Raw genomic sequence first — 18,314 nt, 5'->3', positions numbered from 1 at the left:
ATATAACCAATTTGAATACAGATAAACGAAACAACATGGCGGCTTTGTTACATAACAATTTTTCGCCAAGAAACCTTAAAGCAAACATTAATAATCTTAGTTATTTACCAAGATGGATTATTGTTGCTATTGATGTAATGGTTCTTATCTTTTCGTTTACACTTACTTATATGTTGTTTGAGGGAACAGCATTAGGGTATATTATAACATCATTTCATTTCATTTTTGTTACAAGTCTTATACTTGTTAATGTGTTTTTCTTCTGGCTTTTTAGAACATATTCAGGAATTATTAGGCATTCTTCCTATATAGACGCAATCAAACTACTGTTTTCACAGATGTCAGTTTTGGTTTTCTTTTTGTTCTTTAATTTGATATATGAGTTATATTCAGGACACAAAGCTTTTTTAAATACAGCTCTTTTTATAAACTTAGTCCTTTCTTTTTGTGGTTTGTTTTTATATAGGGTAATTGTAAAACAAACTTTTGAAATTTATTTTTCAGAAAAAACGGATTCTAAATTAATAAGAACAGTTATTTATGGTACAGATGCTAATGCAATTTCAGTTGCCAATGCATTAAAATTTGAAACGCCTTCCAGATTTAAGATTGTTGGTTTTGTAGATAAAAATAATCAAAACGCCTCTAAGCGAATGCTTGATATGCCAATATTGATTCAAAAGAAAAAATTACCAGCATTAATGCGATCAGTAGCTGCAGAAGGAGTTATTATTGCTGATAAAAGTTTATCTAAGGAAGAGCAGTTAATTATTGTTGACCAATGTTTAGAATTTAATTACAAGGTATACACAGTTCCTTTAATTTCAGATTGGGAAAATCAAAAAGAGATTTCTCAAAAAGTAAAAAATATTCAGATTGAGGATTTATTAGAAAGGAAACCAATTGTTTTGGATAGTAAATCTATATCTAAACAATTGAAAGATAAAGTGATCTTAATTACAGGGGCCGCAGGTTCTATTGGTAGCGAAATTGTAAGGCAGGTTTTAGGATTTAATCCTAAAACAATAATTATTTTAGACCAAGCAGAAACACCTTTGCATAATCTATGTCTGGAAACTTTGAGTATGGATTCTCAAACAAAAATAAGGGCCGTTATTGCTGATGTTAAGAGTAAAAAAGCTTTAGAAAAAGTATTTATAGATTATAGCCCCCAGGTTATTTTTCATGCTGCTGCCTATAAGCATGTTCCCCTGATGGAAGAAAATCCCTCACAAGCGATTCTTACAAATGTAAAAGGGACTAAAAATTTAGCAGATTTGGCTTGTAAATACAAGGTTAAAAAATTTGTAATGGTTTCTACTGATAAAGCCGTTAACCCTAGTAATGTTATGGGGGCAAGTAAACGTATTGCGGAAAAATATGTACAGTCTTTATTTTTAAAAAATCAAACTGAAAAATCGCAATGTGTAACTAAATTTATTACAACCCGTTTTGGGAATGTATTAGGTTCCAATGGATCAGTAGTTCCTTTGTTTACTAGACAAATTGCTGAGGGAGGTCCTGTTACTATAACTCATCAGGATATTATACGTTATTTCATGACCATCCCAGAAGCCTGTCAGTTGGTTTTAGAAGCAGGAGCAATGGGAAAGGGTGGTGAAATTTACATCTTTGATATGGGTAAACCGGTAAAGATTATAGATTTAGCCAAAAAAATGATTAAGTTAGCCGGTTTTATCCCTGACAAGGAGATAAAAATAAAGATTGTAGGACTTAGACCAGGTGAAAAATTGTATGAAGAATTATTAAATGATACTTCTAAAACTTTACCAACCTATCATAATAAAATTATGATTGCACAGGAAATCCAGGATGAGTATGAAAATCTGCATACTGAAGTAGACCAACTCATAGAGATTGCCAATTTTTATAGTAATGATGATATTGTTAGTAAAATGAAAAAAATAGTTCCAGAATTTAAAAGTATGAATTCTTCTTTTGAGGTTTTGGATGTATAAAATGTTTATTATATAGTAAATATGGAAGGTGTTTTTATAAAAAAACGCCTTTTGCTTTTTTAATCTTTTTTTGAATGGGTAAAAACCCTGTTAATTTATGAAATGAATAATATTGATAATAAAGATTGGTTGTTTGAAATAACACCAAAAAATAATTTTTTCGCTCTTAATTTTAAAGAAATATGGCAATATAGAGATTTATTGTTGCTATTTGTAAAACGAGATGTAATTACAGTTTATAAACAAACAGTTTTAGGACCACTTTGGTATCTTATTCAGCCTTTATTAACCTCGCTAACTTATACTATTATTTTTAATAATGTTGCTGGGATTGATACAGGAAAGGTACCTGCGTTTTTGTTTAATCTTGCCGGAATAACTGTATGGAATTACTTTACATCTTGTTTAACAAGTACTTCAGATACATTTAAAGCCAATGCGGGAATCTTCGGAAAAGTTTATTTCCCAAGAATTATAACACCGCTTTCAATTGTGATTTCCAATTTAATAAAATTAGGTATTCAATTCCTGATTTTTATAATCTTTTATATTTACTATTACACGAGTGGCGCTTTAGTTTCTTTAAATGTTGCAGTTGTATTTTTGCCGTTTCTAATCTTGCTGATAGGAATTTTAGGCCTCGGATTAGGAATGCTGATCTCCTCTTTAGTCACGAAATATAGAGATTTTAGTTATTTAATAGGTTTTAGTATACAATTGCTAATGTATGTTTCTGCGGTAATGTATCCTATAGAATTAATTAAAGCAAAATTGCCTCAGTATGGGTGGATTGTAGCATATAATCCATTAGCTTATATTATTGAAACCTCGCGTTATATGCTCTTAAATGTTGGACATATATCTCCTTTAGGTCTAATATATACTTTTATAGTAACCATAATTATATTTTTTCTGGGGCTTTTAATGTTTAATAAAACTGAAAAAAGTTTTATTGACACTGTTTAGTCTTCTAATAATTTATTAATAACAGTTAATTGTGGAAAAAGATATTATTTTAAAAGTAGAAAATGTTTCTAAACAATACCGATTAGGACAAATTGGGACAGGTACTTTGAGTCATGACTTAAATAGATGGTGGCATAAAGTTCGAGGGAAAGAAGATCCTTATTTAACTATAGGTGATACTAATGACAGATCGACTAAAGGAACCAGTGATTATGTCTGGGCATTACAAAATATTGATTTTGATGTTGAGAGAGGAGAAGTATTAGGTATTATTGGTAAAAATGGTGCTGGAAAATCAACTTTGTTGAAAATATTGTCCAAAGTTACTGCTCCATCCGGGGGGACTATTAAATCAAGAGGACGAATAGCTTCTTTGTTAGAGGTTGGAACGGGTTTCCATTCCGAAATGACAGGTCGCGAAAACATCTATCTTAATGGAGCTATTCTTGGTATGACTAAAAATGAAATTACCTCAAAGCTTGACGAAATTATTGAATTTTCTGGTTGTGAACGTTATATTGATACACCTGTAAAAAGGTATAGTAGTGGAATGACTGTACGATTAGCTTTTGCCGTAGCCGCTTTTTTAGAACCTGAAATATTAGTAGTGGACGAAGTTTTAGCGGTTGGAGATGCTGAATTTCAGAAAAAAGCTATTGGAAAAATGAAAGATATTGCTAAAGGCGAAGGCAGAACTGTTTTGTTTGTAAGTCATAACATGGCCGCAGTAAAAAGCTTATGTACAAGAGCCATATTAATAGACAAAGGAAAGTTTGTTTTTTCGGGTTCACCTGAAGAGACTATTGACGAATATTTAAAAGTTGAAAAGAGAAACAATATTTTGGAAAAAACGTGGACGTTTGAAACTGCTCCTGGAGATCAATTGTCTAAATTAATTAGTGTAAAAGCGAGGACTAATCAAAAATCAATATTTATTAATCAGGATTTAGTGCTTGAATTTATGATTGAAAATTTTGATACCATAACAAGAAATTTAAATATAAGCCTTGTGTTATATTCAAGTGCAGAAGTACCTGTTTTTAATGTAGTATCTGATTCATATGCATGCGGAAATGGTCAATTTTGCATCACCACAACTATACCCGCCAATTTAATGAACACAGATACATATTCGATTAGAGTTTTATTAGTTGAAGATACTTCAAAACCACTTTGTAATGAATATAATGTATTGGAGATTTCATTTTTAGAAGAAAAAAGAGATGTTTCCTGGTATGGAAAATGGATTGGAACCGTGAGACCTCAAGCAATGATGAATTGGAATATAAAAAAATGTTAAGGATGATTCATATTTTAAAAAAAATAAAAAGTATTATAAAGTCTTCGAAAAAAGGAAATTTCTCTTGCTCAGTTTGTAATAAAGAGAAAGTAAAATTAAATAAATTATCAGAAAAATATCTTAGAGCATTCGATGATGCAGGATTTATTCATTCTATTTTTTTATTCGAAACTTTAAATATTTTTGAATATTCTTGCGCCAATTGTTCGGCCTCAGATCGTTCCAGATTATATGCTCTATACTTGAATGAATTTTTCAAAAAGGGCAAGTCTAAAATTAAAGTTTTGGATATTGCACCAACTGAACATTTTAAAAATTATCTAAATGGTTATATAAATCAAATGGATTATCGTTCAGCCGACTTATATATGCAAGGTGTTGATGATATTGTTGATATCCAAAATATGACACTTTATCCTGATGGAACATGGGATTTGGTTATATGTTCTCACGTTTTAGAACATGTAAAAGACGATATGAAAGCAGTAACTGAAATATATAGGGTTTTGAAAAAAGGGGGAGTTGCTATTTTAATGGCTCCCATTAATCTGGGATTAGAAGAATCTATTGAGGCAGAAAAAAATAGAGAGTATACAATAACTGAACGCTGGAAATATTTTGGGCAAGATGATCACGAAAGACTCTATAGCAAAAAAGATTTTATTAATCGTATTAGATCTGTTGGTTTTGAATTAGATGAATTAGATGTTGAATATTTTGGTGAGGCAATATTTAAAAAATATGGTATAAATAAAAAAAGTGTATTGTACATAGCAAAAAAAAATGATTAACGTAACTAAAACATTCTTACCTCCAAAAAATGAATACGATGAAATTCTAAATGATGTTTGGGCTACGCAATGGCTTACAAATAGAGGTAAACTCGTTTTAGAGTTAGAAACTAAATTAAAGTCGTATCTAGATGTTTCTTCAATTTTAATAACTAGTAACGGAACTGTTCCATTACAAATAGCAGTAAAAATTTTAGGAGAAAATAGCGAAATTATTACCACTCCGTTTAGTTATGTTGCTACTTCTGCCGCAATAATATGGGAAAATTGTACCCCAATTTTTGTTGATATCCATCCTGAGTATTTTACTATTGACGAAACTAAAATTGAAGCAGCAATTACTTCAAAAACAAAGGCAATATTAGCCACACATGTTTTTGGTAATCCCTGTGATGTAGAAGCTATCGAAAGGATTGCTCAGAAGCACAACTTAAAAATAATTTACGATGCTGCTCATTGTTTTGGTGTAAAATATAAACAAAAAAGTATTTTTGAATATGGAGATGTTAGTACTGTAAGCTTTCATGCTACAAAACTTTTTCATACTGCAGAGGGGGGAGCTTTGTTCTGTAAAGACGAGAAATTATTTCAGAAATTATATTATTCGCATAATTTTGGACATAAAGGAGAACTTGATTTTTATGGTTTAGGAATAAATGGGAAAATTTCTGAGCTTCAGGCAGCCATGGGTTTAGCTGTATTTCCTTACTTAGATTATATTCTGGATGAAAGAAAAAAAGTGGTAGAGTATTATAATGCAAATTTGGATAAAAATAAAATTAAAAAAATACAACTTAGAGAAAATACAACCTGGAATTACAGTTATTACCCTGTTGTATTTAATACTGAAACTGATTTATTAAATGTTCAGACTCATCTCAACAAAGTTTCAATTTATCCCAGAAGATATTTTTATCCTTCATTAAATACAATAAACTACATCAATAAGGCAGAAATGCCTATTAGTGAAAGTATTTCTTCCAGAATATTGTGTTTGCCATTATATGTTGGAATAAAAGAATCAGAATTGGAACAAATTGTTGCAGTAATTAATAAAAGTTTATGCTTATAATAGGTGCAAAAGGTTTTGCTAAAGAGGTGTTAGAAACATTTTATCATAAAAATGATTTAGAGAATGTTGTATTTTATGATGACATAACCTTAAATGCGCCTGATTTTTTATTTAAAAAATTCAAAATACTTCATTCTAAACAAGAAGCTCAAGAATATTTTCAGACTACAGACTCCTCGTTCACTATAGGAATCGGAAAGCCTATTTTGAGAAAACAGATAAAAGATACTTTTGAGGCTTTGGGAGGGAACTTATCATCTACAATTAGTCCATTAGCTCAAATAGGAAATTTTGATGTTTCCATTGGCGCTGGAAATAACATTTTGCAGGGAGCTATAATTTCTAATGGTGTTCGTTTGGGTAAAGGGTGTATTGTTTATTATAATGTCATTGTAACTCACGATGTTTTGATAGGAGATTTTGTTGAAATTTCGCCAAATGCTACTTTACTAGGCAGATGTGAAATTGGTTCATTTTCCCACATTGGCAGTGGAGCTGTTATTTTGCCAGATGTTTCCATAGGTAAAAATGTTCTTGTAGCAGCCGGATCTATAGTAACTAAAAATGTTCCTGATAATTGTATGGTAGCAGGAAATCCTGCAAGTTTTAAAAAAGAAATAGCACCATTAGATTTTTATTATGAAGGTTAGTGTCTGCATGATTACCTATAAGCATGAAAATTACATTCGCGAGGCAATAGAAAGTATTTTGATGCAAAAAACAAATTTTGATTTTGAACTCATAATTGCAAATGATCACTCTCCAGATGGTACTGATGAGGTGATCAGAAGTATAATAGCATCACATCCTAAAGGAAATTGTATTCGATATTTTTTGCATCCTAGTAATCTAAGAGTAATGCCAAATTTTATTTTTGCTTTGAAAGAGTGTTCCGGCGAATATATAGCACTCTGTGAGGGAGATGATTATTGGACAGACAAAAATAAGCTTCAAAAACAAATTGATTTTTTAGATAATAACAAAGATTATTCAGGTTGTTTTCATAATGTAATTATGATTAATGAGATGATTCCAAATTTTAAACCACAACCTTGGCGAGTATATGAAAAAAATGATTTTGAACTTAAAGACACTTTTTCTAAAACGGCACTTTTTCATACCTGCTCGTTCGTGTTCCGAAAAGAATTTTTGCAAATTCCAGATTGGTTTGAGAAGGTTTTAAGTGGTGACAGAGCTTTGTTTTCATTAGTTGCTTCGAAAGGCAGACTTAAACGAATTGAAGGAGAAATGGGAGTTTATCGAAAAAATGAAAATGGCGTTACTTCAATTTTGTCATTAAAAAATTATCATAAAAAAAATATTAAGCTTTTTAGATTTTTTAAAACTCATTTTAGTAATTCGTATCAGAATGAATTAGATAAAATGATAAATTATCATCGCTATGAATATCTAAAACTATATATAAGTAAAGGGCTTAAATTTTTAAAATTAAAGTAGGGCTTATGGCTCAAAAATTATGAATAAAATAATTGATAAAAAGATTTTAACAAATTAATGGATAATTTTACAAAAATAGAGCTCAATAATAGTAATTTAGATACTTATTGTATTCGCAAAGCAATTTTTAATGCTTTAAAATCAAATATAAACCTGTTTTCGGGTCATATTCTGGATATTGGATGCGGTAAAAAGCCATACGAAAAATTTATTCTCGAAAATAGTCAAGTCTTAAATTACACAGGATTAGATATTGAAAATGCATTAATTTATGATAATTTGGTAAAGCCAGATTATACATGGGATGGTGTTGTAATGCCATTTGACAATAACAGTTTTGAATGTGCCTTTGGAACAGAAGTTTTAGAGCATTGTCCTGAACCGGAAATTGTATTGAAGGAAGTTTTTCGGGTTTTAAAACCAAATGGGGTGTTTTTTTTCACGGTCCCTTTTTTATGGAATTTGCACGAAGTTCCCCATGATGAGTATCGATACACTCCATTTTCACTTGAAAGACATTTAAAAAAAGCAGGTTTTACAAATCTTCAGATTAAAGCAACAGGAGGATGGCATGCAGCAATGGCACAAATGCTGGGATTATGGGTAAAAAGAAGTTCATTATCTAAAAATAAAAGAAAGATAGCAACCCTGTTAATAAAACCATTGATTAAAATATTATTAAAAAAAGATAAACCTGGTCAGGTAAAATTTAACGAAGGACAAATGATAACTGGATTATATGGGACTGCAAGAAAATAAAATAGCGATAATCTCACCTTCACAAAATGCATACTCTGAAACTTTTATCCAGGCGCATAAAAATCATTTGTCAGGCAAAGTTTATTATTATTTTGGATCGGTTTCAAACTTAACTTTAGAAGGAGAAGGAATATTGTTAAAAGGAGCAAAGAAAATTTATGGTAAATTTTTGAATCTCCTGCTAAAGAAAAAATTTTATTCTGAAAAAAAGGCATTATTAAATTCATGGAAAAAAAAAGGCATTAATCTGCTTTTTTTTGAATACGGAACAACAGCCGGACTGTTTATAGATGTTATAAAAGAATCTAAAATTCCGTTAATAGTTCATTTTCATGGATACGATGCTTCAATGTATTCTACAATAAAGGAATTCGAAAAACAATATGCTCAAATATTTGATTATGCAACTTATATTGTAGTTGTTTCTGAGGTAATGAAAGAGAAATTACTTGAACTGGGCTGTCCAAGAGATAAATTAGTTAAAAATATTTATGGACCTAACAATTTATTTTTAGATTGTCAGCCTAACTTTAGTAAACAGCAGTTTATATCAGTAGGAAGATTTACAAATAAAAAAGCACCTTATTATACATTACTGGCTTTTAAAGAAGTATTAAGTGAATTTCCGGAAGCTAAATTAATTATGGGAGGAGATGGTAATTTACTTGAAACCTGTGAAAATATTTGTAAATACTATCAACTGGAGAAGTCTGTTTTGTTTGACGGCATTATTACTCCCGAAAAATATGGGCAATATTTGACCGAATCTTTAGCCTTTGTTCAACATTCTATTACTGCAAAAAATGGCGATATGGAAGGAACACCATTAGCCATTTTAGAATCAAGTGCTGCCGGTTTACCCGTAATCGCATCTAGGCATGCAGGTATTTCTGAAGTCATTACAGATAACCAGACAGGTCTTTTATTTGAAGAACATGATGTAAAAAAAATGGCAGAGCATATGAAGATCATCCTGAGAGATAAAGAGTATGCCATTTCTTTAGGTTTGAGAGGCAAAGAAAATATTAGGACATATTTTTCTATGAAAAAGCATATTGATACTCTTGATTGTTTGATCTTAAAAGCAATACAATCGTGAAACCACTAGTATCTATCATTATTCCATTTTATAACAGGAAACATTTGATTTTAGAAACACTTGAAAGTATTGGTTCTCAAAGTTTTCAAAACTGGGAATGCATATTAGTAGATGACCATTCGACAGATCATTCATTTGAGATAATATCAGATTTTATAAAAAAGGATTCCAGATTTAGATTATTCAAGCGCCCTGATAACAGAATTAAAGGAGCAAATGCTTGTAGAAATTATGGTTTTGAAGTTTCTCAGGGAGAATTTGTTAATTGGTTTGACAGTGATGATATTATGCATCCTGAGTTCATTCTTCAAAAAATAACAACTTTACAAGAAAAAACTAATTTAGACGGTGTGATTTCTAAAACAATGATGTTCAAAGAAACAGTTACTCAAATTACTGGTAGAGAGAATCGAACTTTTTTAACCCAAAATACATTGGTTGATTTCCTGACACTAAAGATTTCGTGGTATTTACCAGATGTTATGTGGAAAATGTCTTTTTTGAAATCGCAAAAACTTCTTTTTGACGAAATACTCCTTGCTGGACAAGATGGCGATTTTTATGCAAGAATTCTTTTAGAAAATCCTAACCTAAAAGTTGTTGATTCATACCTGACATATTACAGGAAGCATGAAAATAATATAACCTCGCATATTGACAATAGAAAAAAGGCAGTATTGAAAGTATCGCATTTGCATAGTGTCGTTAGGTTAATAGAATTATTAGAGAAGAGAGATAAGCTATCAAATGAATTAAGATTATATTATTTTAAATCGATGATGAAATATTTGCCTTTTGTGATTTCGAATACAGCAGATTTAATTTGTCTTTTTAAATTACTTAAAAAACTCACTTTTTTTAAGAAGGACTATTTGATGCTTTGGAGTAAAGTTATAGTGGCATATTTTTCTTTTAAAATAATAGGAAAAGGTGAAAAATTATTAAAGTAATTAAAAAATGATTACCATTATTTACCCTTATCGAAATCGTGAACCTCAACGTATTAAGCGTTCTTTAGATTCATTGGCACAACAAAACGAGCAAAATTTTGAAGTTGTTTTTATTGATTATGGGTCAAAAAAAGAAATAGCATCAGAAATTAAAAAAATAGTTGAAGAATTTTCATTCTGTACCTATCACTATTTGTTTTCAGAATTTCAGCCTTGGAATAAAAGTAAAGCACTCAATTTTGTTATCAAAAATTTACAATCAGATTATTGTTTAGTTGCTGATGTTGATATGATTTTTCATTCTGATTTTACGACTGTCATGAAGCAGTATTGTGCAAATGATAAAGTTACTTATTTTCAGGTAGGGTTTCTTTCAGAACAAGAAAGTAAAAAAGAAAAATCGTTTGAAAAATATAAAATAAATTTCTTTAGCAATGGCGATGCCACAGGGATTTCTCTTTTTCCAGTTAATAAATTAAAAGAAATTAGAGGCTTTGATGAAGTTTTTCATTTTTGGGGAGCTGAGGATACAGATGTTCATAATCGCTTAAAAAATGTAGGTTGCGAAGTGCATTTTTATGATAAAGAAACCATGGTATTGCACCAGTGGCATTTTAATTATCGAAGAAGAGAAATCAAAAAACTTAATGCCGAATTGCAATTATCAGGAATTGTTGAATTCAATAATCAGCATATGAAGCAAAATTTGAAAAATGGAACAACCAAAGTTAATAAAGAGTCCTGGGGAAATGTTATCTCAGAATCTGACTTTGATAAATTAAAAGATTATCCAGTTGTTCAAGTGTCAAACAAGAGAGAAAATGTTGATTATTTTTTGTTTCAGGAATTGGCTTTAGCTAATGAATGCATCTTGGCTATTCAAATTAAAAATGACCCTTTTGAAAATTCAATAAAATATAAGGTAAAAAAATATTTAGGAAAAAAAGTACCGGAGTTTTATACTTTAAAGGAAGTAAACGATCGAATTTTGCAGCACATTATCTCGTTTTATCATACTAAGCCCTATATTTATAGGATTGAAGAAAATTTGAAAAGTCTCATTTTCAAAATTAAATTTTAAATAATAGTTTAAGATTTTATGAAAAGTAAAAAAAAAATCAGGCTGTTTTGGTGGAGTGAAATTCATTTAGCCAGTAAAAAAGAGGAAAATTATGGTGATTTGATTGGCAGGTATTTAGTTGAAAAAATATCTAATAAAAAGATTATTTGGACACATCCAAAAAAACGGAATTTTTTGAATCATTTTCAAACCGTTTATTTTACAGTTGGAAGTATCCTATCCCAAATAAATGGTAAATGCGTAGTTTGGGGGAGTGGTATTATATCTAAAGAGTTTAAAATTAAAAAGGCAGAATTTTTGGCAGTACGAGGACCTCAAACAAGAAAACTGTTGATAGAACAAGGATATCAGGTTCCCGAAATCTATGGTGATCCTGCCTTGCTGATGCCAAAGTATTACAATCCTGAATATAAAATAAAGTATAATTTAGGGATTATTCCTCACTATATTGATTATGAAAATGTTATGATTCAGTATAAAGGATTAAAAGATATTCTGGTTATTAATTTAATGACTAATAATGTCGAAGAAGTCACTGACGCTATTTTGTCCTGCAAAAAAATAATTTCTTCCTCCTTACACGGAGTAATTGTATCACATGCATATCAAATTCCAGCAGTTTGGGTTGAATTTTCAAATAAAATTTTTGGTGATGGGATTAAATATCAGGATTATTTTGAGTCGGTCGATCTCGCAATGTATAAACCACTTTTTTTAGAAAGGCCAATTACTAATGATCAATTAGATATTGTTTTTAGTTCAAGTAATATATTGCCAAAAAAGGAAAGAATTATTCAGATCCAAAAACAATTAATGGAAGTTTGTCCATTTTAAATAAATCCATATGCCAAAAGTAATTTTGATATCTCAATTTGCATTACCCTATCATAAGACAGGAAGTTGGACTACTTTGTATGCTAATTATTTAAGAGGAACTAATCAAATAGATTATGTGATTTGTGAAGAACCTGAAAAAGTTTTTGATAATGTTAAATACGAATTTGTAAGCCAAAGCAAAAAATATAAGTTTTTTAAAAGATGGAAAAAAAAACCATACTTTAATTATTTGCAGGCATTAAAAAAAAATCTGAATGAAGAAGAGAAATACGTAATTCAAATTGTAGATAATTTTGGGATTGTAAAACCTCTTCAAGAACTTTTGTTACAGTTAGGACTTAGAAAAAACTGTTTTCTTCAGTTTTTTTATCATGGTTTCGCTCCTTTTTATGGAAATTTGGCAAGTCGATATTTTTATGAAACTATTGACGAAATGGTTTTGCTTACGCATGACAGCTACAAGGTTCATAAAGAATGTTATACTATTTTACCTTGTAGATTTTCTGTACTTCATAACGGAATTGACACTTCAAAATTTCAAAAAATAAGCAATGAGCAAAAAGAAATTTTAAAAGATGAATTAGAATTAAAAGATAAAAAAGTTTTCATCTGGTGTTCAAGAGATGTTCCTAAAAAAGGATTAGATTTTATTTTACCAATTTGGAAAAAGATTAATACATTTCATAAAAATGCAATTTTATTAGTGGTTGGCGCTACCAGAAATACTCCGGTAGAAGGAGTTCGGTTTTTAGGACAGATTCCAAATGATACGCTTCCTAAATATTACCAAACAGCAGATTGTTATTTGTTTCCCACCTTATGGCATGAAGGTTTTGGTTTGAGTTTGATAGAGGCTTTGCATTCTGGTTGTTACTGTATTGCTTCGGCTTTAGGGGGAGTTCCTGAAGTTTTGCAATATGGAAAATTAGGAAAGTTGATTCAGAATCCACATTTTGAGCAAGAATGGGAAGATGCTATTTTGGAATTTTTAGATCAAAATAAAAACAATTCAGCACCAGTTTTAGAAGAATTATACAGTTCGGAAAGCTGGAATTCAGGAATGAATGTAATTATTGAAAATGCTAAAAACAGATTGCAATAAATGAAAACAATAGCTATAATTCCAGCCAGGGGAGGTTCTAAAAGGCTACCGCAGAAAAACATAAAAATTTTAGGCGAAATTCCTTTATTGGCACATAGTATTTTGTATGCTCAGGCAAATAATGATATTGTCGATGAAATTTATGTTTCGACAGATGACGAAGAAATAAAACGAGTTGCCATACAATTTGGTGCTAAAATTGTAAACCGTCCTCAATCTTTGTCGGGTGATTTAGAACCTACAGTATCAGCATTAAAAAATGTTCTGGAACAAATTGATGATAAGGTGGAAAATGTAATTTTATTACAAGCTACAAATCCATTAAGACCAGTAAATTTATTAAAAGAAGCATTTGAAATTTATAAGGAAAAAAAAATGGATAGTTTATTTACCGTTAGCCAGAATTATCAAAAGTTAGGAAAAATAGAAAATAATAAATTTATTCCGTTCAATTATACAATCGGTCAGCGAAGTCAGGATTTAGAGCCTTTATTTTATGAAAACGGATTACTTTATATCAGTAAAGCAAAACTGATTTTAAAAAGCAAAATTTTATCAGAGAATGCTTTTCCTTTAAAAATGAATCATATTTTTGCTAATGTTGATATCGATGATCAAAATGATTTTGATTATGCAGAATATCTTCTGTACAAGAAACAATAATCTATTTTAACATAATACATTTATGAATCCATATATAGAAATTTCCGGACGAAAAATAGGAGCAGATTTTCCGCCTCTAGTTATAGCTGAAATAGGAATTAACCATGAAGGGTCTCTTCTGGTTGCCAAAGAAATGGTTGATGCTGCACATAGGGCAGGAGTTGAGGTTGTAAAACACCAGACCCATATTGTTGAAGACGAAATGAGTGGTGCTGCAAAAAAAGTCATTCCAGGTAACGCAGATGTGTCTATTTATGAAATTATGGAACGCTGTTCTTTAAATGAAACGGATGAATTAGAGCTTAAAAAATATGTTGAAAGTAAAGGAATGATTTTTATTTCAACACCGTTTTCGCGTGCAGCTGCAGAACGATTAAAAAAGTTTGATATTCCGGCTTATAAAATAGGTTCTGGAGAGTGTAACAATTATCCATTACTTGAACATATTGCATCTTTTGGAAAACCTGTAATTTTAAGTACGGGAATGAATACAATCGAAAGCGTACAAAAAGCAGTTGCTGTTTTTGATAAATATAATATTCCGGTAGCACTTTTACATACTACCAATTTATATCCGACACCAATTCATTTGGTTCGTTATGGAGCTATGATAGAATTACATGAAGCTTTTCCCGATAAAGTTTTTGGATTAAGCGATCATACATTAAATAATAATGCCTGTCTGGGCGCAGTAGCTCTTGGAGGAAGTATTTTAGAGCGCCACTTTACAGATCATATGCAGCGTACAGGACCAGACATTGTGTGCAGCATGGATGAAAAGGCATGTCAGGAGTTAATTATTTCGTCTGCAGAAATTGCTTTAATGCGTGGTGGATCTAAAAAGCCGGCTTTAGAAGAACAAGTCACAATTGATTTTGCATTTGCGACAGTTTGTTCTATTAAAGATATCAAAAAAGGGGAGGTATTAAATAAAGAGAATATATGGGTAAAACGTCCCGGAACCGGTAAAATTTTAGCAGAAAATTTTAATAATATTCTCGGAAAAGTTGCTTTGCGTGATATTCAAAACGATGAACAATTAGACTTTTCGGATTTTGAGTAGTTTACAAAAAAAGATTCTTTTCCTAACAGGTACACGTGCTGATTTTGGAAAAATAAAATCATTAATTCAAATCCTTGAAATACAACAGGATTTTGAAGTTTTTGTTTTTGTTACAGGGATGCATCTGCAGGAGTTGTATGGTTATACTTTAATTGAGATTGAACGCTGTAATTTTAAAAATGTTTTTATTTTTGAGAATCATACTCATGAGACTACTATGGATTTAACCCTGGCCAGAACCATAGAGGGATTGTCAGGCTATTGCAAAACAATTAATCCAGATATGATTGTGGTACACGGGGATCGTGTAGAGACGCTTGCAGGAGCCATTGTAGGGTCATTAAATAATATTTTAGTTGCACATATTGAAGGGGGAGAAATTTCAGGTACTGTAGATGAATTAATCAGACACAGCGTGAGTAAATTAAGTCACATTCATTTTGTTTCAAATAAACAAGCTGCTAAGAGGCTGCTTCAAATGGGAGAAATCAATGAATCTGTTTTTACTATTGGTTCTCCTGATATTGACATTATGTTTTCGGACCTATTGCCTGATTTGGATGTAGTTAAAAAATACTACCAAATTCCTTTCCAAAAGTTTGCAATTGTAATGTTTCATCCTGTCACTACAGAATTTAAAGGCATGCAAAAATATGCTCACGATTTTGTTGAAGTTTTATTAAATGACAATCACAACTATATAGTAATTTATCCAAATAATGATTTAGGAAGCCAATTCATTGTAGAAGAATATGAGAAACTAAAAGATAATCCAAGATTTAGAATTTTTCCATCGCTTCGTTTCGAGTATTTTTTGATGTTATTAAAAAACAGTCAATTTATTATAGGCAATAGTAGTGCTGGAATTCGCGAAGCACCCTATTATGGAATCCCAATTATAAATATTGGAACAAGACAGCAAAATAGAGCTATTCATGCAGATATCATAAATACAGACTATTCTGGAACAAACATAAAAGAGGCTCTGAATTTAATAGTTTCGCATAAAGTTAATCCTTCCAATGAAGATTTTGGACAGGGCAATAGTAAAGAATTATTTCTTGAGTGTATAAAAAACCAAGATATTTGGAAGCTTAATCATCAAAAACAGTTTAGGGATTTTAATGAAAAATAATAAGATTTTTATTTTATTACCAGATGGCGTTGGCTTACGAAATTTTGCATTTACAAATTTTCATAAAATTGGTATTCAAAATGGTTTTGATATTACATTTTGGAACAATACCCCTTTTCAATTAAAGGAACTAGGTTTTAAAGAAATTAAAATTGAAAAAGCCAAAACGCATTCTTTTACGGATATTTATAAAAATGTGAGAAAACATATTGAACTCAATTTAAATATTAAAAAGAATGATGATATTGTTTATAATACTTATAGATTTCCGTTTAGTTATAAAGGAATTAAGAGCAAAATAAAAAGTTTTACTGCACAGATACTCATTTATTTTCTTTCCTCAGAAAAAGGATTAAAAGTTATTCGTGAAAAGATCAAAAAAAGTGAAGAAAAAACAGCTTATTATCAGAAATGTTTAGAAACACTTCAAAGCGAAAAACCTGCTATAGTTTTTTGCACAAATCAACGTCCTACCCTTGCTATTGCTCCAATTTTGGCTGCGAAACAGTTAGGGATTCCCACTGCGACTTTTATTTTTTCCTGGGATAATTTGCCTAAAGCCACAATGATTGTCGAAACGGATTACTATTTTGTGTGGAGCCAGCATATGAAGAACGAATTACTTAATTATTATCCCTATATAAAAGAGAAACAAATATTTATTACAGGAACACCTCAGTTTGAAACGCACTTTGATATAGATAATTTAGTTTCACGTGACCTTTTCTTTGAACAAAATAAATTAGACGTAAATAAAAAATATATTTGCTATTCAGGAGATGATATAACAACCTGTCCTGATGATTCTGAATATTTAAGAGATGTTGCTGAAGCAGTTCGTAACCTTAATAACCAAGGAAATAATTTAGGAATTGTTTTTAGACGGTGTCCTGTTGATTTCTCTAAAAGATACGATAAGACACTCGAAGATTACAAAGATATTATTAGACCAATTGCTCCTGCATGGCAAAAAATAAGTAAGAATTGGAATACAATTTTACCAACTCAGGCTGATATTATTTTGCATGCGAATACTATAAAGCATACAGAAATGGTTGTAAATCTTGGTTCTTCGATGGTTTTTGATTATGTAAGTTTCAAAAAACCATGTGCTTTTATTAATTACGATGTTGCTGATAAGAAAGATAAAAACTGGGCGGTAGCAAAAATTTATAATTATATCCATTTTAGATCAATGCCTGACCAAAAAGCGGTAATATGGTTAAACTCGCGTGAGGAAATTGGTCAAAAAATAAACACTAGCTTGTCAAATACAGAGACAACAATTAAATACGCTCAAAAATGGTTTGAAAAAATAAATCAATCCCCACCACAGTTAGCATCTCAACGTATATGGGACGGTATTAAACATATAGTAAAATGAAATTGCTTTTACGTAAAATAGCGTGGAAAATATTAGGAAAAAACTACCATGATTTTCTAATAGGTCAAAATAAAACATATTTGCATCAGGCAAAAAATGTTACGATAGGATATAAGACATATCATAATGGCGCATTTGTATGGCAATGGCATAATAATTCACACTTAGAGATTGGCAAATACTGTTCTATAGCAAATGATGTTAATTTTATATTAGATTCTGGTCATCATATGATGAGTGAGGTTACTACATTTCCTCATTTTAACCATATGGTAAATAAAAATTTGCTCATTGGTAATAAAACGCAATCTGAATTTAAGGAAGAAATAAAAACAGATCCAAGTAAAACTAAAATTGGCCATGATGTATGGATTGGCATGAATGCAGTAATTTTGCCAAACATAACAATTGGTAATGGTGTAACTATTATGGCTGGTGCAGTTGTAACGAAAAACGTTCCTGATTATGCTATTATTGGAGGTGTTCCGGCTGAGATTGTCAAAATGAAATATGATTTGGATACAATTTCAAAAATGAAACAAATAGAATGGTGGAATTGGAGTCCAGAAAAAGTTGAAGAAAATGTAGGAGATTTTTATATTCCGATTCAGGACTTTATAATCAAGTGGCTCTAATACTTTTATTTCATGACAATAAGAATCTATTTGTGATTAA

The 18,314-nt window shown here is 30.5% G+C and carries 18 protein-coding genes; all 18 read left to right on the top strand.

Annotation, left to right across the window (positions count from 1 at the left end):
• Positions 1 to 35 precede the first annotated feature (35 nt).
• Entirely contained in the window at positions 36 to 1,979 is a 1,944-nt protein-coding gene (locus FLACHUCJ7_RS21795; RefSeq protein ID WP_379781661.1) for a polysaccharide biosynthesis protein, read from the top strand.
• A 102-nt stretch (positions 1,980 to 2,081) separates the two neighbouring features.
• Entirely contained in the window at positions 2,082 to 2,945 is an 864-nt protein-coding gene (locus FLACHUCJ7_RS21790) for an ABC transporter permease (protein ID WP_180910427.1), read from the top strand.
• Positions 2,946 to 2,973: 28 nt separating this feature from the next.
• Positions 2,974 to 4,245, top strand: a complete 1,272-nt coding sequence (locus FLACHUCJ7_RS21785; protein WP_180910504.1) for an ABC transporter ATP-binding protein — start codon at positions 2,974 to 2,976, stop codon at positions 4,243 to 4,245.
• A 2-nt stretch (positions 4,246 to 4,247) separates the two neighbouring features.
• Entirely contained in the window at positions 4,248 to 5,036 is a 789-nt protein-coding gene (locus FLACHUCJ7_RS21780; RefSeq protein ID WP_180910426.1) for a class I SAM-dependent methyltransferase, read from the top strand.
• Positions 5,029 to 6,108: a DegT/DnrJ/EryC1/StrS family aminotransferase gene (locus tag FLACHUCJ7_RS21775; RefSeq protein WP_180910425.1), complete on the top strand. Its 1,080-nt coding sequence runs from the start codon at positions 5,029 to 5,031 to the stop codon at positions 6,106 to 6,108. The genes FLACHUCJ7_RS21780 and FLACHUCJ7_RS21775 overlap by 8 nt, the downstream gene beginning before the upstream one ends.
• Positions 6,099 to 6,758 carry an acetyltransferase gene (locus FLACHUCJ7_RS21770; protein WP_180910424.1) on the top strand — a complete coding sequence of 220 codons (660 nt, stop codon included), beginning with the start codon at positions 6,099 to 6,101 and terminating at the stop codon, positions 6,756 to 6,758. Before FLACHUCJ7_RS21775 ends, FLACHUCJ7_RS21770 begins: the two co-directional genes overlap by 10 nt.
• On the top strand, positions 6,748 to 7,566 hold the full coding sequence (locus tag FLACHUCJ7_RS21765) for a glycosyltransferase family 2 protein (RefSeq protein WP_219634153.1): 819 nt from the start codon (positions 6,748 to 6,750) through the stop codon (positions 7,564 to 7,566). Before FLACHUCJ7_RS21770 ends, FLACHUCJ7_RS21765 begins: the two co-directional genes overlap by 11 nt.
• 57 nt (positions 7,567 to 7,623) lie before the next feature.
• Complete coding sequence (locus FLACHUCJ7_RS21760; protein ID WP_031455992.1) at positions 7,624 to 8,325, top strand: class I SAM-dependent methyltransferase; 702 nt, start codon at positions 7,624 to 7,626, stop codon at positions 8,323 to 8,325.
• A complete protein-coding gene (locus FLACHUCJ7_RS21755; RefSeq protein ID WP_180910422.1) occupies positions 8,306 to 9,424 on the top strand; it encodes a glycosyltransferase in 1,119 nt (372 codons plus the stop codon). Before FLACHUCJ7_RS21760 ends, FLACHUCJ7_RS21755 begins: the two co-directional genes overlap by 20 nt.
• Positions 9,421 to 10,374, top strand: coding sequence for a glycosyltransferase family 2 protein (locus FLACHUCJ7_RS21750; RefSeq protein ID WP_180910421.1), 954 nt, complete (start codon positions 9,421 to 9,423; stop codon positions 10,372 to 10,374). Before FLACHUCJ7_RS21755 ends, FLACHUCJ7_RS21750 begins: the two co-directional genes overlap by 4 nt.
• A 7-nt stretch (positions 10,375 to 10,381) precedes the next feature.
• Positions 10,382 to 11,455: a glycosyltransferase family 2 protein gene (locus tag FLACHUCJ7_RS21745; RefSeq protein WP_180910420.1), complete on the top strand. Its 1,074-nt coding sequence runs from the start codon at positions 10,382 to 10,384 to the stop codon at positions 11,453 to 11,455.
• Between the two features lie 18 nt (positions 11,456 to 11,473).
• Positions 11,474 to 12,289 carry a polysaccharide pyruvyl transferase family protein gene (locus tag FLACHUCJ7_RS21740; protein ID WP_180910419.1) on the top strand — a complete coding sequence of 272 codons (816 nt, stop codon included), beginning with the start codon at positions 11,474 to 11,476 and terminating at the stop codon, positions 12,287 to 12,289.
• Positions 12,290 to 12,299: 10 nt separating this feature from the next.
• On the top strand, positions 12,300 to 13,394 hold the full coding sequence (locus FLACHUCJ7_RS21735; RefSeq protein WP_180910418.1) for a glycosyltransferase family 4 protein: 1,095 nt from the start codon (positions 12,300 to 12,302) through the stop codon (positions 13,392 to 13,394).
• A complete protein-coding gene (locus FLACHUCJ7_RS21730; protein ID WP_180910417.1) occupies positions 13,395 to 14,057 on the top strand; it encodes an acylneuraminate cytidylyltransferase family protein in 663 nt (220 codons plus the stop codon). It begins immediately after the preceding gene.
• A 22-nt stretch (positions 14,058 to 14,079) separates the two neighbouring features.
• Positions 14,080 to 15,120, top strand: a complete 1,041-nt coding sequence (locus FLACHUCJ7_RS21725) for an N-acetylneuraminate synthase family protein (protein WP_180910416.1) — start codon at positions 14,080 to 14,082, stop codon at positions 15,118 to 15,120.
• Positions 15,113 to 16,255, top strand: a complete 1,143-nt coding sequence (neuC, locus tag FLACHUCJ7_RS21720; protein ID WP_180910415.1) for a UDP-N-acetylglucosamine 2-epimerase — start codon at positions 15,113 to 15,115, stop codon at positions 16,253 to 16,255. The genes FLACHUCJ7_RS21725 and neuC overlap by 8 nt, the downstream gene beginning before the upstream one ends.
• Positions 16,245 to 17,639: a glycosyltransferase family protein gene (locus FLACHUCJ7_RS21715; protein ID WP_180910414.1), complete on the top strand. Its 1,395-nt coding sequence runs from the start codon at positions 16,245 to 16,247 to the stop codon at positions 17,637 to 17,639. Before neuC ends, FLACHUCJ7_RS21715 begins: the two co-directional genes overlap by 11 nt.
• On the top strand, positions 17,636 to 18,274 hold the full coding sequence (locus FLACHUCJ7_RS21710) for a CatB-related O-acetyltransferase (protein WP_180910413.1): 639 nt from the start codon (positions 17,636 to 17,638) through the stop codon (positions 18,272 to 18,274). The genes FLACHUCJ7_RS21715 and FLACHUCJ7_RS21710 overlap by 4 nt, the downstream gene beginning before the upstream one ends.
• Positions 18,275 to 18,314: the final 40 nt, after the last annotated feature.

Origin of the sequence: Flavobacterium salmonis, from assembly GCF_903819435.1 — a bacterium.
GTDB classification, from domain to species: domain Bacteria; phylum Bacteroidota; class Bacteroidia; order Flavobacteriales; family Flavobacteriaceae; genus Flavobacterium; species Flavobacterium chungangense.
Note: the sequence above shows the minus strand (reverse complement) of the source record. Positions and strands in the feature narration are given on the sequence as shown.